The sequence below is a fragment of the Deinococcus multiflagellatus genome (genome assembly GCF_020166415.1).
GTDB classification, from domain to species: domain Bacteria; phylum Deinococcota; class Deinococci; order Deinococcales; family Deinococcaceae; genus Deinococcus; species Deinococcus multiflagellatus.
Window position 1 is genome coordinate 404,134 of sequence record NZ_JAIQXV010000001.1, and the last position, 26,624, is coordinate 430,757.

General features: G+C 69.9%; 23 protein-coding genes. 9 read left to right on the forward strand and 14 right to left on the reverse strand.

Translation table 11 applies throughout. The features are described from left to right. Positions 1–18 precede the first annotated feature (18 nt). Both K7W41_RS01935 and K7W41_RS01940 read right to left on the reverse strand, forming a co-directional pair. The gene (locus tag K7W41_RS01935) at positions 19–1,848 is read right to left on the reverse strand and encodes an arginine--tRNA ligase (protein ID WP_224604138.1); all 1,830 of its coding nucleotides are present in this window, start codon (positions 1,846–1,848) and stop codon (positions 19–21) included. A 24-nt stretch (positions 1,849–1,872) separates the two neighbouring features. Then, entirely contained in the window at positions 1,873–2,877 is a 1,005-nt protein-coding gene (locus K7W41_RS01940) for a flagellar hook assembly protein FlgD (protein ID WP_224604139.1), read from the reverse strand. Between the two features lie 289 nt (positions 2,878–3,166). Here K7W41_RS01940 and K7W41_RS01945 point away from each other — a divergent pair, with 289 nt between their 5' ends. Then, the gene (locus tag K7W41_RS01945; protein ID WP_224604141.1) at positions 3,167–5,200 is read left to right on the forward strand and encodes a thioredoxin domain-containing protein; all 2,034 of its coding nucleotides are present in this window, start codon (positions 3,167–3,169) and stop codon (positions 5,198–5,200) included. A gap of 276 nt (positions 5,201–5,476) precedes the next feature. Here the strand turns inward: K7W41_RS01945 and K7W41_RS01950 are convergent, their stop codons facing one another. Genes K7W41_RS01950 through K7W41_RS01965 form a run of 4 tightly spaced genes read right to left on the reverse strand, consistent with a single transcriptional unit; the run spans position 5,477 to position 8,346 of the window. After that, a complete protein-coding gene (locus tag K7W41_RS01950) occupies positions 5,477–6,127 on the reverse strand; it encodes a GNAT family N-acetyltransferase (protein WP_224604143.1) in 651 nt (216 codons plus the stop codon). Beyond that, entirely contained in the window at positions 6,117–7,130 is a 1,014-nt protein-coding gene (locus tag K7W41_RS01955; protein ID WP_224604144.1) for a PIG-L deacetylase family protein, read from the reverse strand. The genes K7W41_RS01950 and K7W41_RS01955 overlap by 11 nt, the downstream gene beginning before the upstream one ends. Positions 7,131–7,159: 29 nt before the next feature. Further along, positions 7,160–7,849, reverse strand: a complete 690-nt coding sequence (gene rpiA, locus K7W41_RS01960) for a ribose 5-phosphate isomerase A (protein ID WP_224604146.1) — start codon at positions 7,847–7,849, stop codon at positions 7,160–7,162. Further along, positions 7,846–8,346 carry a peroxiredoxin gene (locus tag K7W41_RS01965; RefSeq protein WP_224604148.1) on the reverse strand — a complete coding sequence of 167 codons (501 nt, stop codon included), beginning with the start codon at positions 8,344–8,346 and terminating at the stop codon, positions 7,846–7,848. The genes rpiA and K7W41_RS01965 overlap by 4 nt, the downstream gene beginning before the upstream one ends. Before the next feature lie 548 nt (positions 8,347–8,894). On the opposite strand from K7W41_RS01965, the gene deoC reads away from it, so the two are divergent. The 6 genes from deoC to K7W41_RS01995 are packed head-to-tail and all read left to right on the forward strand — an operon-like array spanning position 8,895 to position 14,332. Continuing rightward, complete coding sequence (gene deoC / locus K7W41_RS01970; RefSeq protein WP_224604151.1) at positions 8,895–9,557, forward strand: deoxyribose-phosphate aldolase; 663 nt, start codon at positions 8,895–8,897, stop codon at positions 9,555–9,557. Continuing rightward, on the forward strand, positions 9,558–10,184 hold the full coding sequence (locus K7W41_RS01975; protein WP_224604153.1) for a Maf family nucleotide pyrophosphatase: 627 nt from the start codon (positions 9,558–9,560) through the stop codon (positions 10,182–10,184). Next, complete coding sequence (mreC, locus tag K7W41_RS01980; RefSeq protein WP_224604155.1) at positions 10,181–10,960, forward strand: rod shape-determining protein MreC; 780 nt, start codon at positions 10,181–10,183, stop codon at positions 10,958–10,960. The genes K7W41_RS01975 and mreC overlap by 4 nt, the downstream gene beginning before the upstream one ends. A 19-nt stretch (positions 10,961–10,979) precedes the next feature. Then, complete coding sequence (locus K7W41_RS01985) at positions 10,980–11,522, forward strand: Rod shape-determining protein MreD (RefSeq protein WP_224604156.1); 543 nt, start codon at positions 10,980–10,982, stop codon at positions 11,520–11,522. Then, positions 11,519–13,570 carry a penicillin-binding transpeptidase domain-containing protein gene (locus K7W41_RS01990; protein ID WP_224604157.1) on the forward strand — a complete coding sequence of 684 codons (2,052 nt, stop codon included), beginning with the start codon at positions 11,519–11,521 and terminating at the stop codon, positions 13,568–13,570. The genes K7W41_RS01985 and K7W41_RS01990 overlap by 4 nt, the downstream gene beginning before the upstream one ends. A 45-nt stretch (positions 13,571–13,615) precedes the next feature. After that, positions 13,616–14,332 (forward strand): hypothetical protein, encoded by a 717-nt coding sequence (locus K7W41_RS01995; protein ID WP_224604158.1) that lies wholly within the window; start codon positions 13,616–13,618, stop codon positions 14,330–14,332. A gap of 175 nt (positions 14,333–14,507) precedes the next feature. Here the strand turns inward: K7W41_RS01995 and K7W41_RS02000 are convergent, their stop codons facing one another. From K7W41_RS02000 to K7W41_RS02025, 6 genes are all read right to left on the reverse strand, one after another. Further along, entirely contained in the window at positions 14,508–15,206 is a 699-nt protein-coding gene (locus K7W41_RS02000) for a CoA transferase subunit A (protein WP_224604159.1), read from the reverse strand. Positions 15,207–15,333: 127 nt separating this feature from the next. Further along, a complete protein-coding gene (locus tag K7W41_RS02005) occupies positions 15,334–16,539 on the reverse strand; it encodes a polysaccharide deacetylase family protein (RefSeq protein WP_224604160.1) in 1,206 nt (401 codons plus the stop codon). Beyond that, the gene (locus K7W41_RS02010; RefSeq protein ID WP_224604161.1) at positions 16,536–17,603 is read right to left on the reverse strand and encodes a hypothetical protein; all 1,068 of its coding nucleotides are present in this window, start codon (positions 17,601–17,603) and stop codon (positions 16,536–16,538) included. Before K7W41_RS02010 ends, K7W41_RS02005 begins: the two co-directional genes overlap by 4 nt. Positions 17,604–17,738: 135 nt before the next feature. Further along, positions 17,739–18,893, reverse strand: coding sequence for a heparan-alpha-glucosaminide N-acetyltransferase domain-containing protein (locus K7W41_RS02015; protein ID WP_224604163.1), 1,155 nt, complete (start codon positions 18,891–18,893; stop codon positions 17,739–17,741). A 226-nt stretch (positions 18,894–19,119) separates the two neighbouring features. After that, complete coding sequence (locus tag K7W41_RS02020) at positions 19,120–19,617, reverse strand: CAP domain-containing protein (protein ID WP_224604166.1); 498 nt, start codon at positions 19,615–19,617, stop codon at positions 19,120–19,122. A gap of 484 nt (positions 19,618–20,101) precedes the next feature. Further along, positions 20,102–22,165: a M3 family metallopeptidase gene (locus K7W41_RS02025; RefSeq protein ID WP_224604169.1), complete on the reverse strand. Its 2,064-nt coding sequence runs from the start codon at positions 22,163–22,165 to the stop codon at positions 20,102–20,104. Between the two features lie 87 nt (positions 22,166–22,252). Here K7W41_RS02025 and K7W41_RS02030 point away from each other — a divergent pair, with 87 nt between their 5' ends. Next, positions 22,253–23,212, forward strand: a complete 960-nt coding sequence (locus K7W41_RS02030; RefSeq protein ID WP_224604173.1) for a GNAT family N-acetyltransferase — start codon at positions 22,253–22,255, stop codon at positions 23,210–23,212. Positions 23,213–23,256: 44 nt separating this feature from the next. On the opposite strand, the gene queA is transcribed toward K7W41_RS02030, so the two are convergent. After that, a complete protein-coding gene (gene queA / locus K7W41_RS02035; protein ID WP_224604176.1) occupies positions 23,257–24,372 on the reverse strand; it encodes a tRNA preQ1(34) S-adenosylmethionine ribosyltransferase-isomerase QueA in 1,116 nt (371 codons plus the stop codon). Between the two features lie 3 nt (positions 24,373–24,375). Then, positions 24,376–24,924: a LabA-like NYN domain-containing protein gene (locus K7W41_RS02040; RefSeq protein WP_224604179.1), complete on the reverse strand. Its 549-nt coding sequence runs from the start codon at positions 24,922–24,924 to the stop codon at positions 24,376–24,378. A gap of 351 nt (positions 24,925–25,275) precedes the next feature. On the opposite strand from K7W41_RS02040, the gene K7W41_RS02045 reads away from it, so the two are divergent. After that, positions 25,276–26,562 carry a PLP-dependent aminotransferase family protein gene (locus K7W41_RS02045; protein ID WP_224604182.1) on the forward strand — a complete coding sequence of 429 codons (1,287 nt, stop codon included), beginning with the start codon at positions 25,276–25,278 and terminating at the stop codon, positions 26,560–26,562. The last annotated feature ends 62 nt before the right edge of the window (positions 26,563–26,624 follow it).

Consider the following 26,624-nt stretch of genomic DNA (forward strand, 5'->3'; position numbering starts at 1 on the left):
CGCCACGCTTCCCGCTCCTTACATCGCTGCCGGAATCTCAATCCCAATCAGACCCAGCGTGTCTTCAAAGGCCGCGCGCAGACGGGCCACCAGCGCCAGACGGGCCTCGCGCAGCCCTTCAGGGCTCTGCAGCACGTTGGTGGCGGGCTTGCCCTGCTTGTCCTTGGCGTTGTACCAGGCGTTGAAGCTGGTTGCCAGATCCAGGGCATACTGCGCCACCCCGTGCGGCGAGTGGAGGCGCACCGCCTGGGCCACGATTTCCGGCAGTTTCGCCACCTGCTTGGCCAGAATGAGGTCCACCTCGGGCACGGCGTCCCAGTTGGCGCCCGTGCCGTCCACGGCGTACCCGGCCTCCTGAGCCTTGCGCAGAATGTTCGCGGCGCGCACGGCGGCGTACTGGATGTACGGCGCGGTGTCGCCACTGAGACTGCTGGCCTTTTCAAGGTCAAAGTCAAACGAGCGGCTGGGCTCGTTGCGCAGCATGGCAAAGCGCAGGGCGCCCACGCCGATGCGGCGGGCAATTTCCGGGGCGTCGGCGCGGCCCGCCAGCTCAGGGTTCTTGTCGCTCAGTTCGGCAAAGCCGCGCCCACTGGCTTCTTCCAGGGCGGTGTCCACCGCCAGGGTAATGCCCTTGCGCCCGCTGATGGTCTGGCCGTTCAGGTTCACGAATTCGTAGCTCAGGTGAATCGAGCGCGCTTCCTTTTCCTGTTCCCCGGCCACGCCCAGGCTGCTTTTGACCAGCATCTGCGGGTGCTTCTGGCGCGAATCAATGACGTTGATGACCTCGTCGCAGTGCCCAAAACGCTTCTCGGTGTCGGGCTGACCGTCGGGGGCGCTGGTCCAGATGGTGTGGCCGGCCGGGTCCTGCATGAAGGGCCTGAACTTCATGCCTTCAAAGAGGCCAAACTTCCAGAACTGGTAGCCAATGTCCTTGGCCACGTACATGGCGGTGCCGTCGCTGCGGCGCAGCACCACGTTGGGTTCTTCCAGGCCCGGCATGAACTCGGACACGTCCATCACGAAGGCGCCGGCAAACTTGCCCTCTGTGGGGTGCGAGGTGTAGCGGCTGCCCTCCAGAATGTTCATGGCCTGGGCCAGAAAGCCGCTGCCCACCACGTCGGACTCCCACACCAGCAGGTCGTAGGTGGCGCCAATGCGGAAACAGGTGTCCAGCTGGGCCTGAACGGTCTGCTCCACCAGCGGGCGCAGCGCACCTTCTTCCAGCTTGTGCATGACCTCGCGGATACCCGCTTCCAGGCTCTCCTTGGCGGGATCGGCGTTCAGCTGCACGTAGCCTTCGCCCAGCCAGTGGTCGTACTTCTGCGTGCCGTCCCAGGTGCGGCCGTAGTGGTTCATGGCGAACAGGCTCTCGGCGGCCTGACGGCCGGTGTCGTCAATGTAGTTCTGAACTTCCACGGCGAACCCCGCCGCGCGGAAGATGCGCGCCATGGAGTCGCCCAGCACCACGTTGCGCAGGTGGCCCACATGCAGTTCCTTGTTGGGGTTGACCGAGGTGTGCTCAATGACCACCTTGCCGCCCTGCGCGGGCATGGCGAAGGGGGTCTCCACCACGCCGCGCACGAAGGCGGCCGTGTCCACGAAAAAGTTCAGGAAGGGCCCGGCGGCCTCCACGCGGCTGATCCCGGCCGGCAACTGCACCGTCTGGGCCAGGGTCTGCGCCACCTGGGCGGGGTTCTGGCCCAGCATCTTCGCCATCTGAAAAGCGGCGGGGGTGCCGTAATCGCCGGGCTTGTTGGCCGGGGTTTCCTGAATGGCGGCGTCCAGCGGGGCGCCCATCTGGGTGGCCGCCGCTTCCACCGCTGCCCTAAGTTGTGCCTTCAAGTCCATAACTGCGCAGTGTACGGGAGGCGGCTACGGCACCGCCAGCACCGCCGAGGCCGAGAAGCCGAACCAGCCTGCCGTGACCCGGTAACGGCCCGCTGGCACCCGCTCGCCCAGACTGGTGCGGCCGTTCCAGCGGAAGGTCACCGTCTGCGCGGCGCCGGGTGAGAGCCGCACCGTCACGCCCAGGTCGGCGCAGAGGCGGTGGCCGTCCTGCCACACGCGCACGCCGCTGCTCAGCGCGGTCACGGCCAGCGGATGGCACGGGCCGGTCATGCCGGTCAGCGGCCGGGCAGCCCGGTTGGTCACCATGAGGGTCAGCAGGTAGCCCTCCCCCTGGCGCCGCACGGTGAGGGCCGCGCGGTGGGGCCATGCGCGGGCGCCGAAGGTCACAGGGGGGAGAACGGTCAGGTCCAGCGCGGCCGGGTCCAGGCCCCGGCGTTTTAAGGCTTGCAGGAAAGCTACGCGCGACAGGTCGTCCACCACCGTCACCTGCAGGCGGGGGCCCACCATGCTCAGGCCCGCCACCCCGGCGCGGCTTTCGCGCAGGGCGGCGCGGTAGGCCTCTGGGGTGGGGGTGGGGCGGGGGGCCCGGCCGGGACTGACCACCACCCAGACCGGGTTCGCAACCAGCCACGCGCGGCCCGACGCGGGGCGCACATTCCAGCCCACCCGGTACTGGCCCTGCCCGGCGCGGCGCAGGGGCACGCGGCGGTGGTATTCGTAGCGGGCGCCCGGGGGGACAGTCAGCACCTGCCCGGTACGGGTGCAGGTGGGCGCCGCGCCCTGGGGGACCAGACGCGTCTGCCCCGCCCAGCCGGCCGCCGTCCCCAGGTCGCCGCGCAGGATGGGGGCGCCGGGGCTCAGGCAGGTCAGGGTGACGGGGCGCGGGCCGGTGTTGTCCAGCACGGCGCTCAGGGTGATCTGGCCGGTGTCCTCCAGGTAAAGCGGCGAGGGCGGCACCTGCAACGTGAAGCGCTGGGCTGAAGCGACAGGGCCCAGGGCGAGCAGCAGCAGGGCGCTCCGCAAGCCCACACGAAGGAGAGTGGCTGGTGGGCAGAACAGCGGCATAGGGTGAGCTTAGAGCGGCGGCTGACGACAGGAGGCCGCTGTTGCCTTTCGCTGGGGACAAGGCGCGCCGGAGTGCGGGCCGCCTCTCAAGACCAGAGGTCGCGGGCGTCACCCAGAGCAGAACGTAGGCCCGCCCCCCAGGTCCGGCCCCTCCAACCATGAGGCGTCCCGCTCCTCCTCCTTCTCTCCCGTGAAGCCTCTCCTGCCCGTGGCCTCATCCCGGGCCCCCTCCCCCGCAGGCTACGCTGCCCGCATGAACCGCCTCTCGCAGGAAAGCAGTCCGTACCTTCGCCAGCATGCGGACAACCCGGTGCACTGGTGGCCCTGGGGGCCAGACGCCTTTGCCGAGGCCCGCACGCGCGACCTGCCGGTGCTGCTGTCGGTGGGGTATGCCACCTGCCACTGGTGCCACGTGATGGCCCACGAAAGCTTTGAGGACGAGGCCACAGCCGCCTACATGAACGCGCACTTTGTGAACGTGAAAGTGGACCGCGAGGAGCGCCCCGACGTGGACGCGGTGTACATGGCGGCCACCCAGGCCATGACCGGGCAGGGCGGCTGGCCCATGACGGTGTTCCTGACCCCGGACGGCGAGCCGTTCTATGCCGGCACCTACTTTCCGCCGCGCGACGGGTACGGCATGCCCAGCTTTGGGCGCGTGATGGCCAGCGTGGCGCGGGCGTGGCAGGAGGACCGCCCCAAACTGCTGGGCAACGCCCAGGCCCTGACCGAGCATGTGCGCGAAGCCACCCAGCCCCGCGCGGGCGAAAGCGAGGTGGGCCCGGACGAGGTGGAGCGCGCGGCGGCCAACCTGCGCCGGGTGTTCGACGAGACGAACGGCGGCTTTGGCGGCGCGCCCAAGTTCCCGGCCCCCACCACGCTGGATTTCCTGCTGACCCGCCCGGACGGCCGCCTGATGGCGCTGCACACGCTCCGGCGCATGATCGCGGGCGGGATTCACGACCAGCTGGGCGGCGGGTTTCACCGCTACAGCGTGGACGGGCAGTGGCGGGTGCCCCACTTTGAAAAGATGCTGTACGACAACGCGCAGCTGACCCGCACGCTGCTGCGGGCCTTTCAGGTCAGCGGCGACCCGGCCTTCGCGGACGCCGCGCGGCGCACCCTGGCCTACCTGACGCGCGAGATGCGTTCACCCGATGGCGGCTTCTACAGCGCTCAGGATGCCGACACCAACGGCGTGGAGGGCCTGACCTTCACCTGGACCCCGGCGGAAGTGCATGCCGCCCTGAATGACGAAGCCGACGCCGAACTGCTCTGCCGGCACCTGGGCATTCAGGACCCCGGCAACTTCCACGACCCCCACCGCCCGGACGCGGGGCGCCGCAGCGTGCCGTATGTGGCCGTGCCCGCCTCAGACCTCGCCGCCGAGCGGGGCCAAAGCGAGGAAGGCCTGAGCACCCATCTGGAGCGCCTGAAAGCCCGCCTCTTCCTGCTGCGCCAGGGCCGCCCCCAGCCCGGCACCGACGACAAGGTGCTGACCTCGTGGAATGGGCTGGCGCTGGCCGCCTTTGCCGACGCCGCGCGGATTCTGGGCGAAAGGCCTTACCTCACCGTGGCCGAGGGAATCGCCAGCTTCCTGCAGGGCCGGATGCAGGCCCCGGGCGGTGGCCTGTACCACGTCTGGGCGGGCGGGCAGGCGCGGGTGGAGGGCCTGACCGAAGACCACGCCCTGGTGGGCCTGGGGCTGGTGGCGCTGTTCCAGGCGAGCGGCGACGAACGCTGGCTGGCCTGGGCCCGCGAGCTGTGGACCGTGTGCGCGCGCGACTTCTGGCAGGAAGAGGCGGGCGTCTTTCTGGCCTCGGGCGGGCGGGCCGAGGCCCTGCTCACCCGCCCCGCCCCGGGCTTTGACAGCGCCGTGCTGTCGGACAACGCGGCGGGCGCGCTGCTGGGGCTGTGGATGCACCGCTATTTCGGTGACGAGACGGGCGAGGCCAGGGCCCGGCGGGTGCTCTCGGCGTTCCGGGGGGACATGCTGGCGGCGGCCGGGGGGTTTGGGGGCCTGTGGCAGGCGGCAGCCTTCGTGCACGCGCCGCACACCGAACTGGCAATTCTGGGTACGCCCGAGCAGCGCGCGCCACTGGAACAGGTGGCCTCGCGCTTCAGCCTGCCCTTCACCGCCCTGGCCCTAACCGAACCGGGCGGCACCTTACCACTGGTGCAAGGCCGCCCTGGGGACGGCACCGCTTACCTGTGCGTGAACCACGCCTGCGACCTCCCCACCCGCGACCCGGCCACGCTGGAGCGGCAGCTTTCGGCCCTGGGCTAGAAGGGCTGCAGGTGGGGGAAGGGCACGGCGCGGGTCCATCGCCGCGTCTCGATGAACAGAATGGATTTTTTCGCATCACTCGTGGGGAATTCGCAGAACCGCGCTGCCAATCCTTCGAGGTGGGAAAACTGCGCCGCAGGAGGAGATGAACAGGCGTGGCGTCCACCCGCCGCCATGCTCAACTGCCCTTTGACCGGGTTGAGCGAAGGTTCGCATCATTGCCGGTGGCGACTCGGCTTGGATGGTCCGGTCAGCGACCCGGTCGGCATGCCTTTATCACAGTGCGAGGTCGGCCGGCTGCAGGCGCCGCGTCAGGCACAGGTGCTCGGCGGGGTGGCCCAGCCACGGAACCCACAGGGGCGTGACGCGGCGGGCCGTCACCGCAAAGCCCAGCTTGTGGTACAGCCCCAGGGCGGCGCGGTTCTCGGTGGTGGTGGACAGCTGCACCCCCGGCACCTCGGCGCCCGCCAGCACGCGCAGGTGGGCACGCAGCAGCGCCTCACCCGCACCCAGCCCGCGCGCCTGGGGCAGCAGGTTCAGATGCAGGTGGGCCGGAAAAGCATGTTCATCGGCGTGGGGGGCGGGCCAGGACACCGTGCGGCGCAGGTAGGGCAGGCTGGCCCAGCCGCTGGCCCGCGCCAGGGCGGTGGGCAGCACGCGCGCCACCTGGGCCAGCAGCGCGGCGCGGTAACGCCCCGGGTCCGGGGCCCCCAGGATAAAGCCCACCACCTCGGCCCCGCGCAGGGCCACATGGCCGCCAAAGCCCGCGTGCAGATACGGCGCGGTCCACAGCGCGGCGAACAGGGCGGCATCGGGGAAAAAGGCGGCGGCGCTCTCACCGAAAAAGGCGGTGTGGTAGGCCACGGCCGCCAGCGCGGGCCCGTCCTGGGGGCCCACCGGGCGCAGCACCAGCCCGTCAGCGGCCATGACCACCCTGCGGCGAATGGGGATCATCCAGGGCCACGAGTTCGTTCGTCCGCACAAAGGCCTGCAAGAAGCGCGGCATCACCGCCATCTGCGAGCGGTGCGCGGCGATGGCCTGCGCCTTGCGGGCCGTCTCGTCGCGGCTGAGGTCCGCGCGGGTCCAGGTCAGGCTGTGGCCCCGGGGCGGCAGCAGCAGCGGCACCTGGGGATGCAGGCCCTTGGGCAGCGGCCATTCCAGGCCGCCGTGCACCACCCAGTAGCGCGCGCGGGCGGTCTGGCCCCGCGCCTGCAACAGGTCCTGCACCAGCAGGCTGGTGGCCCGGTGGTCGCGGTGGGCGTCCTTGCTGCTGGGCAGCAGCACCACGTCGGGCCGCACGCGGTCAAACACCTCGGCCAGATCGCGGCGCAGGTTGGCCCCGGTGTAAGCGGCGCCGGGGTGCAGGGTCCCGGCATACGGCACCCGGGTGGCCCCGGTGTGCGGCGAGCGCACCACCTGGGCCTGGGGCGCGCGGTACAGCCGCAGCAGGGCGCCGTCCGGGTAGCCCAGGAAGGTCAGGTGGGCCGCCGGCACGCCCAGCACGCGCGCCGCTGCCCGCGCTTCAGCCATGCGGCGCGCGCCCAGGCGCTCGGTGGCCCCGCCGTGGGGCCGGGCGGTGCGGCCCAGGGCGGCGGCGTCCAGCTCAAAGCCGTCGCCACTGGTCAGCCACACCACGTACACCTGCGCGCCGGCCCGCTGCGCTTCCTGCAGCTGCCCGGCGCAGCACAGGCTCTCGTCGTCCGGGTGGGGGCTAACCAGCAGCACGCGGCGGCCCGACGCAAAACCCGGCGCCGGGGGCAGGGCCGCCACCTCGGCCCGGGCGCGCGGATAGAGCAGCCCCACGGCGGGCGTGGCGTTGATGGCAAAGGCGGCCACCAGGCCCAGGATCAGCGCCGCCCCCAGGGCCCAGAACCGCGGGGAGCGGGCCAGCCAGCGGCGCGGGGGGCCTGCAGGTGAGGGACTGGACATGGGGCGCGCGCCTGCTGGTCCCGGGGCCCTTAGCGCGCCGGGGTGAGTTCGGTCACGCCGTCCGGGGCCGCCACAAAGGCCCGCTCCGCCATGCCCAGGAACAGGCCGGTGTCCACCACACCCAGTAGCCCCTTCAAGGTGCGTTCCAGCGCGGCAATGTCCTGGCCCTCCGGAATCTGGGCGTCAAAGATGTGGTTGCCGTTGTCGGTCACGTACGGCTGGGCCCCACTGTGACGCAGGCGACCGGCGGGCAGCACCTCTCGCAGGCGCTCGATGGTGCTCAGGAAGCCAAACCGGGCGATCTCGATGGGCAGGGCCGACTTCTCGCCAAGGCGCGTCACCAGCTTGGTGTGGTCGGCAATCACGAGAAAGCGCCGCGCCTGCACCTCGGTCAGCTTCTCGCGCAGCAGGGCGCCGCCCAGGCCCTTGATCAGGTCGAGGTTGGGGGCAATCTCGTCGGCGCCGTCAATGGCAATGTCCAGGGGGCGGGGGTCCAGCGCCTCCACCGGAATGCCCACCTGCCGGGCCAGGGCGTCGCTGGCCTCGCTGGTCGCCACCCCCACCACGTCCCGCAGTTCGCCGCTCTGCAACTGGCGACCAATTTCCTCAATGGCGTACTTGGCGGTGCTGCCGGTGCCCAGGCCCACCCGCATGCCGCTTTGCACCAGGGCCACGGCGCGCAGGGCGGCTTCTTTTTTCAGGGCTTCGAGGTCGCTCATGCGGGCCCCCGCGCGGCGCGGTCTTTGTCAATGGCGGCGGCCACCTGATCGGCGTGGCCGTCCACCTTCACCGCCAGCCAGCCCTTGACCAGCGTGCCATCCGGGCCAATCAGGAAGGTCTGGCGCTTGATGCCCTCGGTGACCTTGCCGTACATGTTCTTCGTGCCGTACGAGCCGATCTGGCGCAGGAACGCCGCGCCGTCGTCGCTGAGCAGAGGAAAGGGCAGGCTGTACTTCTCGGCAAACTGGGTGTGGCTCTGGGCGTCATCGGCGCTCACGCCCAGAATGGCCGCGCCGTGGGCCTTTAACAGCGCGTTGTCGCGGAAATCGCAGGCTTCCCTGGTGCAGCCGGGGGTGTCGTCCTTGGGGTACACGTACAGCACCACGTAGCGCCCCGCGTAGTCAGACAGGCGGTGCGTCTGCCCCTGGGCATCTGGCAGGGCGAAGTCGGGAAAGGGCTGGCCCGGCTGGGGGCTGGCGGGGGACGCGTCACTCATGGCGTTCAGGGTAGCGCGGGGCGGAGGATTGAGGGTCAAGAGGGCGAGGAGAGTTGACAGGTCTACGAGGTCGCGGCGTGGCGCTGTGTGAGGTCGAGGGGTCAAGGCGTCGAGAAGTCGAGGGGAGGGACGACAGGAAGGTTTTGGAGGGCCTTCCACTTCCCGGCCAATCCCGGTCCCGTCCAGACCCCCTCTCGCAATGGCTCGGACAGTGGCAACAGTTCGCAGGCTGCGAACCGACCAACACGCTGTTTTTCTCCTCCCCCCTTGTGGGGGACTCGCAGAGCTGCGCAGCAGAGGCTGGGGCTTGAAAAGCGGCGCAGCAGAGGGGGGAAGCGGGCATGGCGTTCGGGACGACATTTTCGCAAATGCCGCCCGCCGGGCCCGAGGACTGTCCGCACCATTGGTCTCGACCCCTCGACCTTTCCTCGACTTCTCGACCCTTCCCCGACAGCCGCCTACCCCCGCCCCCAACTCCTCACCAAACCCCTGCCCCCTCCTCCTTTCGGCTCAATCTTTCTCAAGACATCGGGGGTATTCTGGGGGGCGTGAAGCTTGCGCCGTACATTGACCACACCCTCCTCAAAGCCACCGCCACCCGGGCAGACATCATCCAGTTGTGCCAGGAAGCGCGCAAGCACAGCTTCTTCGCCGTGTGCATCAATCCGGTTTACATTCCGCTCGCCAAGGCGCAGCTGGCCGGCAGCGACGTGAAAGTGGCCACCGTATGCGGCTTTCCCCTGGGCGCCGTGAGCCCCGAGCAGAAGGCCGCCGAGGCCCGCGCCAGCGTGCAGGCCGGCGCTGACGAGGTGGACATGGTTATTCACATCGGCGCGGCGCTGGACGGCGACTGGGCCAGCGTGGAGGCCGATGTGCGCGCCGTGCGGGAAGCCACGGCGGGCGCGGTGCTGAAGGTCATCATCGAAACCTGCTACCTGAACGACGAGCAAAAGCGCGCCGCCACCGAAGCGGCCGTGCGCGGCGGGGCCGACTTCGTGAAGACCAGCACCGGCTTTGGCACGGGCGGCGCCACCCCCGACGACGTGCGCCTGATGAGAGACGTGATCGCGGGCCGCGCCCAGATCAAGGCGGCGGGCGGCGTGCGCAGCGCCGAGGACGCCAAGGCGATGATCGAGGCAGGGGCCACGCGCCTGGGCACCTCGGGCGGGGTGGCGCTGGTGGCCGGTGAACAGCTGGGCGAGGGGTACTGAGTGACCCCCCAAGGCAGCGGCGCCGGAGACGCGGGGCCGCAGGTCATTCTGGCGTCGGGCAGCCCCCGGCGCCGGGAATTGCTGGGGCTGCTGGGGGTGCGCTTTACCGTGCAGGTCAGCGGTGAGGCCGAGGACAGCAGTGACACGGACCCCGCCCGGCTGGCGGCCGAACTGGCGCGCCTCAAGGGCCGCGCGGTGGCGCGCACGGCGCCGGGAGCCGTGGTGCTGGCGGCCGATACAGTGGTCGCCATTGAGGGTGAGCTGCTGGGCAAACCCGCCGACCGCGCCGAGAACGAGGCCTTTGTGCGCCGCCTCTCGGGGCGCACCCACGAGGTGTTCACCGGCGTGGCGGTGCTGCAAGGCGGGCGTGAACAGGTGGAGGTGGCGCGCACCGCTGTGACCTTCCGCGCCCTCAGCGACGCCGAAATCGCCTACTACGCCGCCACGGGCGAGGGCCTGGACAAGGCCGGGGGCTACGGCATTCAAGCGGTGGGCATGGCCCTGGTGGCGCGGGTGGACGGCGAATACGCCAACGTGGTGGGCCTGCCGCTGACGGTGACCACCCGCCTGCTGCGCGCCGCCGGGGTGCCGGTGTGGGGGCAGGCCGCCGGGGTGCCCGGGGCGTGAAGGGGCGCGCCGCGCTGCTGACCCTGCTGGGGCTGCTGGCCCTGAGCATGGTCACCACCCGCTTTCAGGTGGTGCCGCCCGGCGCACTGCGCTCGGGCATTGCGCCGCTCTCGCAGCTGGCGGTGGTCTCGGCCGACAACGTGCGCCGCGCCTACCAGACCCTGGTGTCCGAGCGGCATCTGGCGGCGCAGGTGGGCACGCTGCAAAAGGAAAACGACGTGCTGCGCCAGCGCAACGAACTGCTGACCCGCGAGGTCTCGCGGCTGCGTCAGGTGGTGAAAATCACGACCACCCAGGCGCCCAACGCCCTGGGGATTGCGCAGGTGGTGGCGGTGGACCCCAGCCCGCTGCTGGCCCGGCTGGACATCAATAAGGGCGCGCGCGACGGCGTGCGGCTGCGCATGCCGGTCACGGTGCCGCGCGGCCTGGTGGGCCAGATCACGGACGTGAGTGCGGGCCACGCCACCGTGCTGGCCCTGGTGGACCCCGAAAGCACCGTGGGCGTGACCCTGCAGGGCAACCGGGGCGGGCGCGGCGTGGCGCGGGGGGTGCCGCCAGACCGCCTTCGCGCCCAGTTCTCGCGCTCGGTGCCGGTCAAGCCGGGCGACGTGCTGGTCACCAACAGCCTGGGGGGCGTGTTCCCGGTGGGCATTCCCGTGGGCACGGTGGAGAAGGTGCTGCCGCTGGGGCCCAACGACCTGGGCCGCACCGTGATCATCAAGCCGGCGGTGGATGTGGGCGTGGTGGAAGACGTGACGATTCTGGAGGGCCTGTGAAGGGCCGGGGGACAGGGGCATGAGGCGTGACGTTCTGCGGCCCCGGCGGGGCCCCCCGGGCTGGCTGCGCGTCGGCGCCTACGTGCTGCTGCTGCTGCTGGTCCAGGGCGTGCTCTCGCGCCTGGGCGACGCCGCTGGCCTGAGTGCCCCGGACCTGTTCCTGCTGACCGGCGCGGCGCTGGCGTGGCGCCTGAAACCGGCCTGGGCGCTGGCCGGGGCCTACAGCGCCGGGCTTATCCAGGACCTGCTGGGCGGCGGCGTGCTGGGCCTGCACGCGGCGGGCGTGATGGGCGGGGCGCTGCTGGTGCTGGGCGTGCGGCGCTACATGGCGGATTCCGGGCCCCTGCAGGCTGTGTTCACGGTGTTGCTGGCCGTGGCCGGCCAGTGGCTGATGTTCCTGCTGCTCACCTACTGGCTGCGCTCCACGCTGGTCACGCTGGACCTGCTGCGCGGGGCCCTGCCCACGCTGCTGCTGGGCACGCTGCTGGTGTTTCCGCTGTGGGAGCGGGTGGTGAGCTGGGCCTTTGGGCCCCGCACCGGCCCCGAGGAAGGCCTGGGATGAGCCGCGCCGGCGACCTGATCGACCGCCGCAAGCGCGGGCGCCGCGCCGGAACGCCCCGCGCCCGCGCCCGGCGCAAGGCGCGCCAGGGGGCCACGCGGGTGGCCTGGATTGCGCTGGGGTTCAACCTGTGTCTGCTGGGGCTGGGCGCGCGCCTGTACCAGTTGCAGGTGGTGCAGCACGACCAGTTTGCGGTGCAGTCGGCCAGCAACTACCAGCGCGACGAGATCGTGCGCGCCCTGCGCGGCGAGATCCGCACCCGCGACGGCGTGCTGCTGGCCACCAACCGCCTCGCCGTGGACCTCGTGTACACCGGGCGGCGGCGCCCCACCGACCCGGAGCAGGCCATTCCCGCCTGGGACAAGATCGTCTATCTGGCCGGGATTGGGGGCGACGTGCTGGTCAACGGTCAGCCGCGCGAGCCCAATTTCGAGCGCGAAACCGAAACGGTGCTGTCGCGCAACATCCCCCAGGACAAGCTGGCCGCCCTGTACGAATACACCGTGCTGGTGCCCAGCCTGGAACTGCGCGAGCGCGTGGAGCGCGTTTACCCCCAGGGCAAGATGGCCGGGCACCTGCTGGGCTACGTGCAGGAAGCCACCGAGACCCAGGTGAAGGACGACGGCTACGCCCCCGGCGATCTGGTGGGCCGCTCCGGGCTGGAATACAGCCTGCAAAGCACCTTGCAGGGCAAAAATGGCCTGCGCCGCCGCGAAGTCACGGCCGGGGGCAAGCCGCAGACCGAGCGGGTGATTGACCCCGGCACCAAGGGGCAGGACGTGACCCTGACCATTGATTCGCTGCTGCAACGCACCGCAGAGCGGGCGCTTCGAGAAGGTTTGGCAGATGTGAATGCCGGACGTGTCAAGCATGGCAAGCCGCCCGAGCCCTACACACGCGGCGCCATCATTGCCATTGACCCGCGCACCAATGAAGTCCTGGCAATGGCCAGCAGCCCGGCCTACGACCCCAACTGGTTTGCCCGCGTGCCCAGCGCCGATCCGGCCGCCAAGAACTGGGCCATAGACTCCACGCGTCCCCTGGCCAAACTGGACGCCGTGACCAGCAACCGCGTGGTGCAGGAGTACAACCCCGGCAGCGTGTTCAAGATCGCCACCACCCTGATGTATGTGGAAAAGTGGGGCAATTTCACCCTGCCGTGCAATCCGGTCTATTACTACGGGCGCTCGGCCAAACGGAACTGGGCGCGGTTTCCCCTGGGCATGGTGGACGCCCGGCTCGCCATCTCCTATTCCTGTAACCCCTGGTACTACGATTCGGCCGTTCGCGCTGGCCCCAGCGACTACGCGCACCAGCTCAAGACACGCCTGACCGAACTGGGCTACAACAGCCCCACGGGTCTGGAATTGGTGGGCGAAAAGACCGGGCGCCTGATGGTCCCGGAGGAATACACCAACCCGCAGTTTCCCTGGTTTCCGGGGTTTGCCCTCAACATGAGCATTGGACAGGGCGATGTGGACGTGACCCCGGCGCAGGTGGTCTCGGTGATGTCCACAATCATCAACGACGGTCAGAAACGGCCGCTGACGGTCCTCAAGGCCATTGGGGGCAAGGTGCAGCCCCGCAAGCCGGCAGTGAGTGTGGTGCGCAAGGGCAACACGCAGGTGTTCCAATTGGTCAAAGAAGGCATGAGTGGCACCACGGCCGGCACCCGCTACGGCACGGCCCAGCATGAGATCGGCCCACGGCTGTTTCCGGTCCGCACAGGCGGCAAAACAGGCACCGCACAAAACGGTCTGAGTCAGAGAAATGGCCTGGCCTACACCCATGCGTGGTACGAGGGCTATGGCCCCCTGGGCAGCCCCAATTTTGCCGTCGTGGCCTTTTTCCAGAACGGCGGCGAAGGGTCAGGCCCAGCCCTGAAGGCCGTGAAAAAGATGTTCGCCGCGCGCTGGTGCGTGACCCTGGATGACAAAGGCAGCGCCCTGCCGCTGAACACCCAGCAGCCGTGTACGGGCGAACTGGACCAGATGCATCAGGTTTACAAGACCCGGGCCGCACGCGCAAAAGCACCAGCGGCCAAGCCGTAGGCAAAGTGGCGCGCCAGGGGCGGGGCGGTCTTTTACGCTGGAGGAATGCGCCGATCTCTTCTGAGCCTGTGCACCGCGCTGGGCGTTTCGTTGAGCTGCGCCACAGACGCGCCGCCTGTGGTCTTTCCCACCCTGCCTGCCGCTGGCGCCAGTGTACAGGCGCTGGTGCCGCGTGGCTGGGTGATCGAGAAGCGGCTGAACGCAGATTTTAACGGCGACCACATGGCCGATACCCTGCTGGTGCTGCGGATGAATGACCCTCGCAATCTCTTGAGGAAACCCGCCGGCTTTGCGCTGGGCGCGTGGCCGCTGAACACGAATCCCCGCTTGCTGGTGGGCGCCTTCGGCCAGCGTTCAGGCGGATACCGCCTGGCGTTTCAGAGCCGGGTGATTCCCCGCCATGAGGAGGCCACCATGAGTGACCCCTTCGAGGCCCTGAACCTGCGCCCAGGCGGCTTTTCCCTGCTGCTGACTGAGTTTTTCAGCGCCGGCTCATGGACAGAAAGCAGCGTGATCTTCACCGTGCGTTTTCAGGATGGCTGTTTCCGGGTGATCGGCTATGACCGCACCACCCATGAGCGCAACACTGGCCGCACCGACCTGCTCAGCGTGAACTTTCTGACCGGGCGGCAGCAAGAAGTGTTCAGCAGTTGGACGGCCGACATGCGGGAGCAGCGATCAGAACGGTGGTCGGCGTACCCAGGCCCCCGGCGCGTGTGTCTTGAGCAGGTGACAGATGGCCTGAAGTTTCTGCGCGAGTGATAGCGCTCACCACATGACCTGAAGGCGAAGCTTTTAGGTCATGTGGTTCGAGCGGCGCGAGTGACCGCGGTAGAGGGCGATGGGCGTGGCGTAGAGGGGAGGAAAGCACCCCTCAACGGAACGCAAGACCGCTGTCTGTGCGGCGCGGCCCGTCCCTCCACTGCGGCGCAGCTGCTTACCCGGGGCGCGTCGTGCGCTGCTCAATGCGCTTTTCGGGCGCCGGGTTATGCACCACGCGCTGCACGAAAATGCCGGGGGTGTCCACCTCATCGGGGTCCAGCTGGCCGATCTCCACGAGTTCTTCCACCTCGGCCACGGTTACCCGGCCGCAGGTGGCGGCCATGGGGTTAAAGTTGCGCGCGGTCTTGCGGTACACGAGGTTGCCGGCGCGGTCGCCCTTCCAGGCCTTGACCAGCGCCACATCGGCGCGGATGCCGCGCTCCAGGATGTAGGTTTCGCCGTCGAAGTCCTTGTGCTCCTTGCCGTCGGCCACCACGGTGCCCACGCCCGTTTTCGTGTAGAAGCCGGGAATGCCGGCGCCGCCGGCGCGCATGCGCTCGGCCAGCGTGCCCTGGGGGGTGAATTCCAGTTCCAGTTCGCCGGCCAGGAACTGCCGCTCGAACTCCTTGTTCTCGCCCACGTAGCTGGAGATCATCTTGCGGATCTGGCGGGTTTCCAGCAGCAGCCCCAGGCCCCAGCCGTCCACGCCCGCGTTGTTGCTCACGGCGGTCAGGTCCCGGGCCCCGGTCTCGCGCAGGGCCAGGATCAGCTGTTCGGGAATGCCGCACAGCCCGAAGCCCCCCACCGCAATGGTCTGACCGTCGCGCACCACATCGGCCAGGGCCGCCCGAGCGTCTGAGTACACCTTGTTCATTGCCAGACAGTGTACGGCACAACACCTAACGGGCGTTTGGTCTGCCTGGGCGCCCGCCCAGTGCCGGTGACAACCCGGCGTCATGGGCTTGGCGGGCGGACGCCCCTCCACACACCTGCGCCCCGCCCTACTTGGGCAGGCCGCCCACCGTGGTCAGGGTGACACCCCGGGCGCGGGCGTAGCGCAGGAAGTCGCGCAGAACGTCCAGCATCTCGGGGGCGTTGTCGTGCAGCAGCACAATGCCGCCGGGGCGCAGGTGCTGCTGGTAGCGGGCCTGCAACACCTGATCGCCAGGGTTCTGGAAGTCGCCGGGGTCGTTGGTCCAGAACACCGTGGTCAGGCCCAGGGAGCGCGCCACCGCCAGCGTGGTGGGCGTGTAGTCGCCCCCCGGCGGGCGAAAGTACCGCACTGGGCGGCCCGTCAGGCTGCTCAGGAGCGTGTTGGCCCACTGCAGTTCGTCGCGCGCCGCGCCCGGCGACAGGGGCGGCAAGCGCACATGGTGGTAGGTGTGGTTACCCACCTCGTGGCCCTGGGCCACCATGTCGCGCACGAAGTACGGATAGGCCTGGGCATTGCGGCCAATCACGAAAAAGGTGGCGTGCATGCCGCTGCGCCGCAGCAGGTCCAGCAGCAGCGGCTCGTAGAGGGGATGCGGCGCGTCGTCGAAGGTCAGGGCGGCCACATTCGACGCGTCCCGGCGGCCCCGGTACAGCAGGCCGCCGTGGACGCCCCCGGCCACCAGGGCCGTGGTGGCGGTCACCTGCGCCCGGCTGGCCGCCGCTGCGCGGGGGGCCGCTTCGCCGGGCACCAGGGCGGGGCTGGCCTCGGGCACGCGGTCCGGGTCGCGCTCGGTGGGCAGGGCGCTGGGGCCCGGATTCACCCACTGGCGCTCGTAGGCCGCGCGCCCGGCGGTCCACGCCTGAAAATCGGCCAGGCGGGTGCGCGGTACGCTGGCGGTCAGCAGGGGCAGCGGGCCCCCGAAACCGGCGTAGGTGCCGGCGTCGTACACGCTCAGGTCCACCTCGCTCAGGTCCGGGCGGGCGGCCAGCACCCGCGCCGCCACCAGCGCCGACAGCGCGCGCGCCTGATCATGGCGCGCCGCGTTTAGCGTGATCACTGCGTGGGCCACGGTGATAAACCCGTTGCCCAGCACATGCACACTCTGCACCTCGGGCACGGGGGGCACCAGGGTCAGGGTGGGCAGCGCGGGGGCCGGACGGGTGCCCGGGGCCACCGGCTGCACCTGCCCAGGCAGTGGGGGTGCAGCGTGGGCCGGGACCAGCAGTCCGGCCAGCAGCACGCCGAGGAGGGCCCAGCGGCGCCCTCCCCTCACCGGGTCTCCGCAGTGTCCCGGGTCTGTCCGGCCCAGGCCACGTTCGCCTGTACCCCGGCGGGCGTGTGGCCCTGCGCGGCGTACAGCGCGCCAGCGGCGCGGTACTGGGCGCGGGCCTGGGCCGTGCGGCCCAGCTTACGCAGCACCGTGCCCAGCACGCCGGCAGCCAGGGCGTTGCGCGGTTCCTCGCGCAGGGCGCGGCGCAGCAGGGCCTCACTGGTGGCCAGGCCCTGTGGCGTGGCGCGGCCGGTGCCGGTGCCCAGCACGCCGCCCGGCGTCCGCTCGGCGCGGTAGTAGTCGTACTGCGAGCGCAGATACCCCAGGCTCAGGGTGCCGAACTGCTCGGGCTTGACCTCGCCCGCCGCGCCCTGCAGGCGGTAGGCCACCATGCGGTCGCCCTGAAACTGCGGCGCCACGAACCGCCAGCCGCCCGCCACCCAGCCCAGCAGGCCCTGGTGGCGCGCAAACGGGGTGGGCTCGCTGGCGTCCACCTGCACGTCGCCGCCCGGCAGGCGCAGCACGCTGGTCACATGGCCCAGGTTGCTTTCCTGCCCGGTCTGGCTTTTCCAGACCATCACCAGCCCGGCGCGCAGGCCCGTGCCCTGCAGCAGCCCGGCCAGCAGGGTGCTTTGTAGCAGGCACTGGCGCTCGCCGTATTGAACCACGCTGGCAAATTCAAAGCCGCGCTCCAGGCTGAAGCGGGGAATAGCCGCCTTGAGAAAGCGGTGGGCCCAGGCCGCCGTGTCCAGGGCGAGGCGCTCGCGCTCGGCACCGCTGGCGGCCTGCAGGCGGGCGCGGCGGGCGGTCAGCGCCGCGTCCAGGGTGGCGGCGCCCTCCAGCCGCACCGACGAGCGGCGGTAGGCCTCGGCCAGCCACGCGCCGAAATCGCCCTGCAGGCCTGCGCGCGCGTAGGACTCGGCGGTCAGGGCCCGCAGCGCCGGGCTGCCCAGACGCAGATCGGCAGGTGCGGGCGGGGCCACGGGGGCCGCCGCCAGGGCCACCGGGGGGGAAGTCAGTGCCAGCGAGGCCGCCAGTACGGGAAACCACCGAGAACGTCCAAACATGAGGTTACCTCTTTGGGGCACGCGGCCCCGGTCTTTCTAACGCTGAACGGCACCCCACGCTGTAGCGGGCGCCCCATCCATCCTCTGCCGCTTCCTGCCTTCAAGCGGCCACCCTGTGCCCACCACCTCCACCCACTAGAGTTTCAGAATCAAGCCACGCCGGGCAAGGTACGCCAGCCCCAGCCAGACCGCCAGCAGGTAGGCCCCTGTATAGGTCCACCCCCCGCCCACCGGCCCCAGGTGCCGCTGCGCCAGGGTCAGCAGCGCGGCGCCCATGGGCTGCGCCCGCCCGGTCCAGCCCACCAGCCAGTCTTGCAGAATCCACACCTTGACCAGAATGGGCAGCACATAGGCCACCAGGGCGTTGCGCCCCGGAATGGTCAGCGGCGCCAGCACCGCGGCACCCCCGCGCACCCGGCCCGAATCCGCCAACAGCCAGCAGATCAGCAGGCCCAGCATGCCCAGCCCCGCGCAGGTGAAGATGTACGGCGGGGTCCACAGCGTCTTGCTCAGGGGCGGCCCACCCAGCGAGGCCCAGGCGACACCCAGCGCCGCGAGCCCCACCCCCACGGGCAACAGGGCCCAGATCTGCCGGGGCTCGCGCGTGGCCAGGGGGCGGGCGGCCAGGGCGCCCAGCAGCACCAGCGCGGTGGTGGGAATCACCGACAGCAACCCACGCAGCCCCAGCGGCGAGAGCCACTGGTCGTTGACCGCCTGCACAGGGTTACGCAGTTCGTCCAGAATGCCGGTGCCCGCCGGGTGGGTGCCCACGGTCAGGAACGCGGCGTACAGCGCCAGCAGCAGCAGCGCCACCAGCGCCTGGGTGCGCGCGCGCAGGGGGGCCAGCAGCGCCCCGCACAGCGTGGCCAGGGCAATCAGTTGCAGCACGCCCAGCCCCAGGGTGAGGCGGTGGGCGGTCACACTGCTCACAAAGGCCCCCAGCAGGTACAGCAGCGCGGCCCGTTCCAGCACTCGGCGCAGGCGCGCCCCGCCTGTCAGGCCCGCGCGGGTCATGGCGGCCAGCGAGAACGGCAGGGCCGCCCCGGCACACAGCAGGAACCACGGAAACACCAGATCGGTCAGGGTCAGGCCGCCAAAAGGCGCGTGCTGAAGCTGCGCGGGGGTGGCACTCCCCAGCGCCACGTTGTTCACCAGCAGCATCAGCATGACCGTCAGGCCACGAAAGGCGTCCAGGGCAGTCAGGCGCCCGCTGGCCGGGGTCACCCGCCCGGCGCTGCTGGCCAGCGCAGAAGAGGGCACAGAGCCAGTGGGCAGGGTGGGCGCGGCCATACCGCCACTGTAGGCCCGCGTCCCCCGCCCCGACATGACAGCGCGGCGAGGCCCACCTAAGCCCGATGAGAAACGGGCCCCTGTGCCGTGAGCAACTCCCTATCCCCGCTGAGAAACGGAGGGAGGGAGGGGTGGAGCCGAGGTCGAGTGCCCCCCACCACCCGTAGGAAACGCGGCCAGCAACACGGTTGAGTCGCTCATGGCCTGTCCCCTGCTGGCTCTGCCGTTAACGCGGCTGGCTGCTCAGGACCATCACGTAAGCGGTGCCGCGCGACCCCTGGACCACGGCGGCGCCCACATTGGTGTAGCGGCCCTCATTCATCCAGAAGCAGTGCACCGGGGAATTCAGCCACCAGCGGACCGCGCTTTCGGGGTTTACGCCGCTGCCCATGAAGATGATCTCGGTCACACTGACCGCATTGACCCCGGTGCTGGCCGCGCGCACGCGCGGGGTGCTGCCCCCGGCCCCGGTGTGGCTGATGCGCCCGGTAGCGCTCATGTACGCCGCCTGTTGCCGCGCGGCGGCCGCCAGCGCCGGGGTGTACGTTAACCGGCCCGCCACCGGCCGTTTGCCGCTGCCGGGGCAGCTGACCCCCTGGGAACGCACCTCGTTCAGGCGCGAGACAAGCTGGCTTTCGGCCGTGGTCTGGGCTGCAGCGGGCGTTGCCAGCGCCACGAGGGCCGCCAGCGTGCCCAGCAGCCGCTGGGGGGTCACGTTCAGCATGTGAGGGAATCTTAACCCACGTTCATGGAGGAGCATGAGAAAAATTCCGCAAGCATGAGAGGCCGTACGCAGTGGAGCGGCGAGAGGCTGGGCAGGCGTGCCGCATCCGAGTGTCGCAAAGCACAGGCGCTCAGGCAGAAGGCTGTTCGCCTGACACCCGGCCCGCTTGCACCCGCCCTGCAGGCACCAGGACAGAGGCTACTGGCACGGGCGTGCTTGGTGCTTCGCGTTGACCGGGAACGGGGCCAGCTTGCCCAGCGGCCGGGTGGGACGCAGGCAGCTTTGCACAAGGAGAGGGACTTCGCACGAGCCCGGTTGGAACGTCTCCTCTACCGAACGTCCTGAAATCCCCTGGACCTCGGCTTCAGCAGTGGCCCCTGTTTTCATCAGCGCCCCGCCCAGGGCACAGCCAAATCTTTCCCCTTCCCAGCACTAAAAAAGGCTGCGCCTCGCGGCACAGCCTCTGTTCACATCACGCTCAGGGTCAGGCGGGGAGGAGACCGCTGCGGCGCAGCAGGGCGTCGGCGTCGGGGTCGCGGCCCATGAATTCACGGTACAGCTCGGCGGGGTCGGCGCTGTTGCCCCGGCTGAGGATGCTCTGCACGAAGGCGCGCCCGGTTTCACGGTTGAAGATGCCTTCCTGGGCAAAGCGGCTGAAGGCGTCGGCGTCGAGCACCTCGGCCCACTTGTAGGAGTAGTAGCCGGCGCCGTAGCCCACGGGGTTGCTGAACAGGTGGTTGAACGAGGCGATCATGGCGTAGGTTTCGGGCAGCGGCGTGGGCGAGAACGTGGCCATGATGTCGCGGGCGTAGGTGATAGGATCGGCCTCGCCTGTGGGGTCAAACTCCACGTGCAGTGACAGGTCGGTCAGGCCAAACGAGTACTGGCGCATGGCGGCGCTGGCCGCACGGTAGTTGCGCGCCGCGACCATGCGGGCAAACAGATCGTCGGGAATGGCCTCGCCGGTCTGGTAATGGCGGGCAAACAGGTCCAGGGCCTCGCGCTCCATGACCCAGTTCTCCATGATCTGGCTGGGCAGCTCCACGAAATCCCAGGGGACCTGGGTGCCGCTCAGGCTGCGCACCGGCACGCTGGACAGCGCGTGGTGCAGCAGGTGGCCGAACTCTTGGAACACCGTTTCCACCTCGCGGATAGACAGCAGGGCCGGGGTGTCGCCGTTGGGGGGCGTCATGTTGCCGCACATCAGCCCCAGGTGGGGCTCGACGCCGTCTTCGCGGGGGCCGCCGGTGATGAAGGCATTCATCCAGGCGCCGCCGCGCTTGCTGTCGCGCGGGAACCAGTCGGTGTAGAAGCTGGCGAGGTGGGTGCCCGCTTCATCGTGAATGGCGTAGTAGCGCACTTCGGGGTGCCACGCGGGCGCCTGATCCTCGGTCACGGTGATGCCAAAGATGCGGCGGGTAATTTCAAACAGGCCAGCCAGCACGCGGTCCAGCGCGAAGTAGGGGCGCAGGGCTTCCTCGTCAAAGTCGTACTTGGCCTGACGCTGCTTTTCGGCCCAGTAGCCCACGTCCCAGGGGGCCAGCGCGGGGGCGTCTGCCCCGGCCTGCTGGCGGTAGAAAGCGTCCAGTTCGGTGTTCTCGCGCTCGAAGGCGGGGCGGGTGCGGGCGTCCAGATCGCGCTCGAAGGCCAGGGCGCGCGCGCCGCTACCCGCCATGCGGTCTTGCAGCACGTAGTCGGCAAAGTTCTCAAAGCCCAGCAGCTCGGCTTTCTCGCGGCGCAGTTTCAGAATCTCGCGGATCAGGGGGCGGTTGTCGCGGCCCTCTTCCACGCCCAGGCGGGCGCTGGCTTCCCACAGTTCGCGGCGCAGTTCCTGGTCATCGGCGTAGGTCATGACCGGCACCAGCACCGGGGCGTGCAGGGTCAGGCGGTGCTGGCCGCCCTGGCCCTTGGCTTCGGCGTCGCGGGCAGTGGCCTCCTGCACGCGCAGCGGCACGCCGCCCAGACGCTCGGGGCCCACGTAGAGTTCGTAGGCGGCGGTGGCGTCCAGCACGTTCTTGCCGAATTCGCTGGTCACCTGGGCCAGCCGGGTGTTCAGGTCGGTCAGGCGGGCCCTGGCCTCGCCCTGCAGTTCGGCGCCCTCGCGCTGAAACTCCTCAATGGTGAGCTTCAGGTGCCGGGCGCGCACCGGGTCCAGGGCCTGCCCCGCCTCGGTGGCCGCAAAGGCCTTGGCGGCGGCGTACAGGCCCTCGTGCAGGCTCAGGGCGGTGTAGAACTCGCTGACCTTGGGCAGAATCGCCATCTTGGCCTCGTGCCAGCCGTCCGTGCTGCACACGCTGTCCAGGTGGCCCACGATGGTCGTGACCGTGTTCAGCCCCTCGGTCAGGCGGTCCAGATCGTCCATGAAGTCGGCAAAGCCGCGCTCGCCTGCGGCGGCGAGGTGCTCCATGCGCTCACGGGTCTGGGCCAGCAGCGTGTCCACGGCGCCCTCGGCATGCTCGGGCCGGATCTGGTCAAAGGGAATGCGAAAGCCGACGTTCAGCAGCGGATTGCTGCTCGCGTCGGTCGCCGCCGACATGGTTTGCGTCATCACCGGCCAGTATAGGCGCCCCGGCAGGCGCGGCGCCTAAGCATCCTGGCGGGGTGACGGCGGAGCAGCGCCGTGCTTTCTTCCTGTATGGAGCGCCCTGAACCCCTGACCTTTGCGCCGCTGCCCGACCGGGCTTACGCCGAGTTGCTCTCGCAGGCCCACCCCGACCACCCAGTGAGCGAGGACGACCTGGCCCGGATCGCTGCCGGGCGCCAGGGCGACGAGCATTTCACCCGCGAGGGGGCCTTTGTGGGCAGGACGGCTGTGGGCGCCGTGCAGACGGGTGTGCCGCGCATGGACGCCCACGAGGGCTGGCTGGACCTGACTGTGACCACCGCCGAACCAGACCCCGGGCTGGCAGGTGAGCTGCTGCGGCGCGGGCTGACCACGCTGGCCCAGGCGGGCGCCCACACGGCCGTGACGCGGGTGCGGGAACACTGGTGGGACCACGGGTTTTTGCTGGCCCAGGGCTGGCGCGAATTCGACCGGATGTGGCTGAGCACCCTGGACCTGCGCACCCTGGATTTCGCCGCCTATGCGACGGAAGAAGCGCGGGCCCTGGCCGGCGGCGTGACCATTCACCCCCTCAGCGACCTGGGCGGTTGGGACGGTGAACCAGAGCGCCACTACGCCCTGATTCACGCCCTGCTGAGTGACGTGCCCAGCCGCGAGCCGATTGTGGTCTGGCCCTACGAGCTGTGGCGCACCCGCATGGCCGCCCTGAACCCGGACCCGCGCGGCCTGATGATCGCCCTGGGCCCGGACGGCGAGTGGATCGGCACCAGCCAGCTGGCCCAGCCAGTGCCCACGCACCCCGGCATGCTGCACAACGGCCTGACCGGCGTGCTGCCCGCGTGGCGCGGCCGGGGGCTGGGCCTAGCGCTGAAACTGGCCGCCGCCCGCGCCGCCCTGGCACGCGGCTTCACCCACTCGCGCACCGGCAACCACGCGATCAACCGCCCCATGCTGGGCATCAACGGGCGGCTGGGGTTCGTGCGGGAAGCGGCGTTGGTGACGCTGGTCAGGGAAGTGGGCAGTGGGCAGTAGGAAGTGGAAAAACCAGCTGTGGCGAGTGCATAGAGCGTTGGCCCCTACACCCCACTGCCCACTGCCCACTTCCTGTTCTCCAGCAGCATCGCGTCCCCCAGCGAGTAGAACCGGTAGCCCTCCTGCAGCGCGGCGTCGTAGGCGGCGCGGATGCGCTTTTCGCCGGCAAAGGCGGTCACCAGCAGCAATAGGGTGCTGCCGGGCAGGTGTAGGTTGGTGATCAGCAGGTCCGGCACCTGCACCACGGTCCCCGGGGTGATGAAAATGCGGGTTTCGTCCTCGCCGGGCACCACCTCGTGGCCGTTCCAGGCGCTTTCCAGGGTGCGCACGGTGGTGGTGCCCACCGCCACCACCCGGCGGCCCTCGGCGCGGGCGCGGTTGATGGCGCGGGCGGTGTCCTCGCTCACCGCGTAGCGCTCGGCGTGCATCACATGGTCGGCCACCGCGCCCGTGATGGGCTTGAAGGTGCCGGCCCCCACATGCAGGGTGACGTGCGCGCGCTCCACGCCTAGGGCGTCCAGCTGCGCCAGCAGTTCCGGGGTGAAGTGCAGCCCCGCCGTGGGCGCCGCCACGCTGCCGGGGGTGCGGGCATACACCGTCTGGTAGCGCTCGCGCCACGTTTCGTCGCTGTCGCCCGCCTGAATGTAGGGGGGCAGGGGCAGGCGGCCAATCTCGTCCAGGTGAGGCTTGATGTCGTGGTCAAAGCGCAGCAGCCGCGCGCCGTCGTCCAGGGTGCCCACCACCTCGGCGCGGTGGCCCTGCCCCGGCGCGCCGCCCAGCCACAATTCCTTGCCTGCGCGCTTGGCGGGCTTCAGGTAGGCGCTCCACACGTTGTTCTCTTCCTCGCGCAGCAGCAGCACTTCCACCTGTCCGCCACCAAAACCAGCGGCGTCCACGGGCTTGCGGGCCATCACGCGCGCCGGAATCACGCGGCTTTCGTTGAACACCAGCAGGTCGCCGGGGCGCAGCAGGCTGGGCAGCTCGCGGAAAATGCGGTGCTCCAGCGGCTCACCCACCACCATCAGGCGGCTGGCGTCGCGCGGCTGGGCGCCGGTCTGGGCAATGCGGTCCTCGGGTAGCTCAAAGTGCAGCCGCGCCAGCACCGCGTCGGCGCTGTCGGGGGCCGCGTGGGTGCTGTCCTGGGGATAAGAGGCGGCCACGCCTCACTCCTCCGCTTTGCCGCCCCGAGGGGCGCGGGCGGGCATCAGGGCATGCTCAATGTCGGGCAGGTGGGTAAAGCGGTCGGCGGCGTCCACCAGCTTCTGGGCGGTGTGTTCGCGGAAAGCGATCACCTCCACGCGCTTGCCGCGCTCCTGCAGCACCTCCACGATGTCGGTAAAGTCCCCGTCGCCGCTGCCCAGCACAATGATATCAAGGTGGTCCATCAGGCGCACCATGTCGGCCACGATGCCCATGTCCCAGTTGCCCTCGTAGATGGCCTTACCGCCGTCGGTGACGTGGTGCAGGGTCAGGTTCATGCGCCGCACCTTGAAGCCCAGCGTGGAAAGTTTATAGATAAAGGGCCGCGCGGTGGCCTCGTTCTCGCGCTCCACGGTGTAGCTGATGGCGTGGACCAGTTCGCGGCCGTCGGTGGCGCACTTCAGGATGGTTTCAAAGTTGACCGTGCGCTCCAGCAGGTCGCGGGCCGAGTGGTAGAGGTTCTGGGTGTCAATAAAGACGCCCACGCGGGGGCGGTGCACGACGTACTGCATTGTGGGTTCTCCTGTTGGGTGGGACGCGGACGGGGAGGCGAGGTCGGGAAAAAGGCGGCCGGAAAAAAGAGAGCCTGCGCGCAGGCCGGCCGAAGTGTAATACGGAGACTGCCCCTTCCGCCAACTTCTTGGGAAGAGGGCCAAGAGGTTCTCTCTGCGCCTGGAGGGCTGCCTTGGGGTGACGGACTGGGCCCCATCGCCACAGTGGTTACTTCGCCCAAACGGCCACCCCTCCCCTGCTCGCGTGATTTGAACCAAACGGCTGTGGCAAACCACTGCTTTCAATGCATCAGGCCGACTCTGGTAGACACGCCGCGCGCCTGCCCCCTGGCCGCCGGGTAGGGTAAGGCCATGACGAGTGACGTGCAGGCGACCCCCGGCTCGGCCCTGGCCCAGGCGCAGGCGGCCTACGACGCGGTGAAGCGCAAAGGGCTGAAGCTGAACATGCAGCGCGGCCAGCCCGCCGACGCCGACTTTGACCTCAGCAACGACCTGCTGGGGGTGCTGGGCCCGGCCGACACCCACATGGACGGCCTGGACCTGCGCAACTACCCCGGCGGCGTGACTGGGCTGCCGTCCGCGCGGGCGCTCTTTGGGCAGTACCTGGACCTGAAGCCGGAAAACATGGTGGTGTGGAACAACGCCAGCCTGGAACTGCAGGGGTACGTGCTGACCTTCGCCCTGCTGCACGGGCGCGGCGGCCAGCCCTGGGCGGGCCAGCGGCCCAAAATGATCGTGACCACGCCGGGCTATGACCGCCATTTCCTGCTGCTGCAGACGCTGGGCTTTGAGCTGCTGCCGGTGGACATGCAGCCCGACGGCCCCGACGTAGATGCCATTGAAGCCCTGGCGGCGGACCCGGCCGTCAAGGGCCTGCTGTTCGTGCCCACCTACTCCAATCCGGGCGGCGAAACCATCAGCGCCGAGAAGGCCCGCCGTCTGGCCGGTCTGAACGCGGCGGCCCCCGACTTCACGATCCTGGCCGACGACGCCTACCGCGCCCACCACCTCTCCCCCGACCCGGCCGAGCAGGACACCCCCGTGAACTTCGTGGCCCTGTGCCGCGACGCGGGCCACCCGGACCGCGCCTTTGTGTTTGCCAGCACCAGCAAGGTCACCTTTGCGGGCGCGGGGCTGGGCTTTGTGGGCACCAGCGAGGACAACGTGCGCTGGCTGTCCAGGTACCTGAACGCCCAGAGCATTGGGCCCAACAAGCTGGAGCAGGCCCGGCATGTGAAATTCCTGCAGGGTTACCCGGGCGGCCTGGAAGGCCTGATGGCGCAGCACGCCGCGCTGATTGCCCCGAAATTCCGCGCGGTAGACGAAGTGCTGCGCGCCGAACTGGGAGGGAGCGGTGAGTACGCCACCTGGACCACCCCCCGGGGCGGCTACTTTATCGGCCTGGACACCGCCGAGCCGGTGGCGGCGCGCGTGGTGGCCCTGGCCGAAGCGGCGGGCGTGAGCCTCACCCCGGCGGGCGCCACCTACCCCGGCGGCCAGGACCCCCACAACCGCAACATCCGCCTGGCCCCCACCCGGCCCCCCGTTGAGGAGGTGTACGAGGCCATGCGCGCCGTGGCCACCTGCATTCGCCTCGCCACCGAGGAACACCGCGCGCGGCCCGTCAGCGGCGCCTAGATCGTCCACGCCCGCCGGACAGGGAGAGCAGCCCCCCAGCTGCACGGCGCGTCACCTTGACT

Bases quoted from the DNA above. Each gene is read 5' to 3' on its own strand.
- K7W41_RS01935 (WP_224604138.1), bottom strand. From the start codon at position 1,848: ATGGACTTGAAGGCACAACTTAGGGCAGCGGTGGAAGCGGCGGCCACC.
- K7W41_RS01945 (WP_224604141.1), top strand. From the start codon at position 3,167: ATGAACCGCCTCTCGCAGGAAAGCAGTCCGTACCTTCGCCAGCATGCG.
- K7W41_RS01950 (WP_224604143.1), bottom strand. From the start codon at position 6,127: ATGGCCGCTGACGGGCTGGTGCTGCGCCCGGTGGGCCCCCAGGACGGG.
- K7W41_RS01955 (WP_224604144.1), bottom strand. From the start codon at position 7,130: ATGTCCAGTCCCTCACCTGCAGGCCCCCCGCGCCGCTGGCTGGCCCGC.
- rpiA (WP_224604146.1), bottom strand. From the start codon at position 7,849: ATGAGCGACCTCGAAGCCCTGAAAAAAGAAGCCGCCCTGCGCGCCGTG.
- K7W41_RS01965 (WP_224604148.1), bottom strand. From the start codon at position 8,346: ATGAGTGACGCGTCCCCCGCCAGCCCCCAGCCGGGCCAGCCCTTTCCC.
- K7W41_RS01985 (WP_224604156.1), top strand. From the start codon at position 10,980: ATGAGGCGTGACGTTCTGCGGCCCCGGCGGGGCCCCCCGGGCTGGCTG.
- K7W41_RS01990 (WP_224604157.1), top strand. From the start codon at position 11,519: ATGAGCCGCGCCGGCGACCTGATCGACCGCCGCAAGCGCGGGCGCCGC.
- K7W41_RS01995 (WP_224604158.1), top strand. From the start codon at position 13,616: ATGCGCCGATCTCTTCTGAGCCTGTGCACCGCGCTGGGCGTTTCGTTG.
- K7W41_RS02000 (WP_224604159.1), bottom strand. From the start codon at position 15,206: ATGAACAAGGTGTACTCAGACGCTCGGGCGGCCCTGGCCGATGTGGTG.
- K7W41_RS02010 (WP_224604161.1), bottom strand. From the start codon at position 17,603: ATGTTTGGACGTTCTCGGTGGTTTCCCGTACTGGCGGCCTCGCTGGCA.
- K7W41_RS02015 (WP_224604163.1), bottom strand. From the start codon at position 18,893: ATGGCCGCGCCCACCCTGCCCACTGGCTCTGTGCCCTCTTCTGCGCTG.
- K7W41_RS02020 (WP_224604166.1), bottom strand. From the start codon at position 19,617: ATGCTGAACGTGACCCCCCAGCGGCTGCTGGGCACGCTGGCGGCCCTC.
- K7W41_RS02025 (WP_224604169.1), bottom strand. From the start codon at position 22,165: ATGACGCAAACCATGTCGGCGGCGACCGACGCGAGCAGCAATCCGCTG.
- K7W41_RS02030 (WP_224604173.1), top strand. From the start codon at position 22,253: ATGGAGCGCCCTGAACCCCTGACCTTTGCGCCGCTGCCCGACCGGGCT.
- K7W41_RS02040 (WP_224604179.1), bottom strand. From the start codon at position 24,924: ATGCAGTACGTCGTGCACCGCCCCCGCGTGGGCGTCTTTATTGACACC.
- K7W41_RS02045 (WP_224604182.1), top strand. From the start codon at position 25,276: ATGACGAGTGACGTGCAGGCGACCCCCGGCTCGGCCCTGGCCCAGGCG.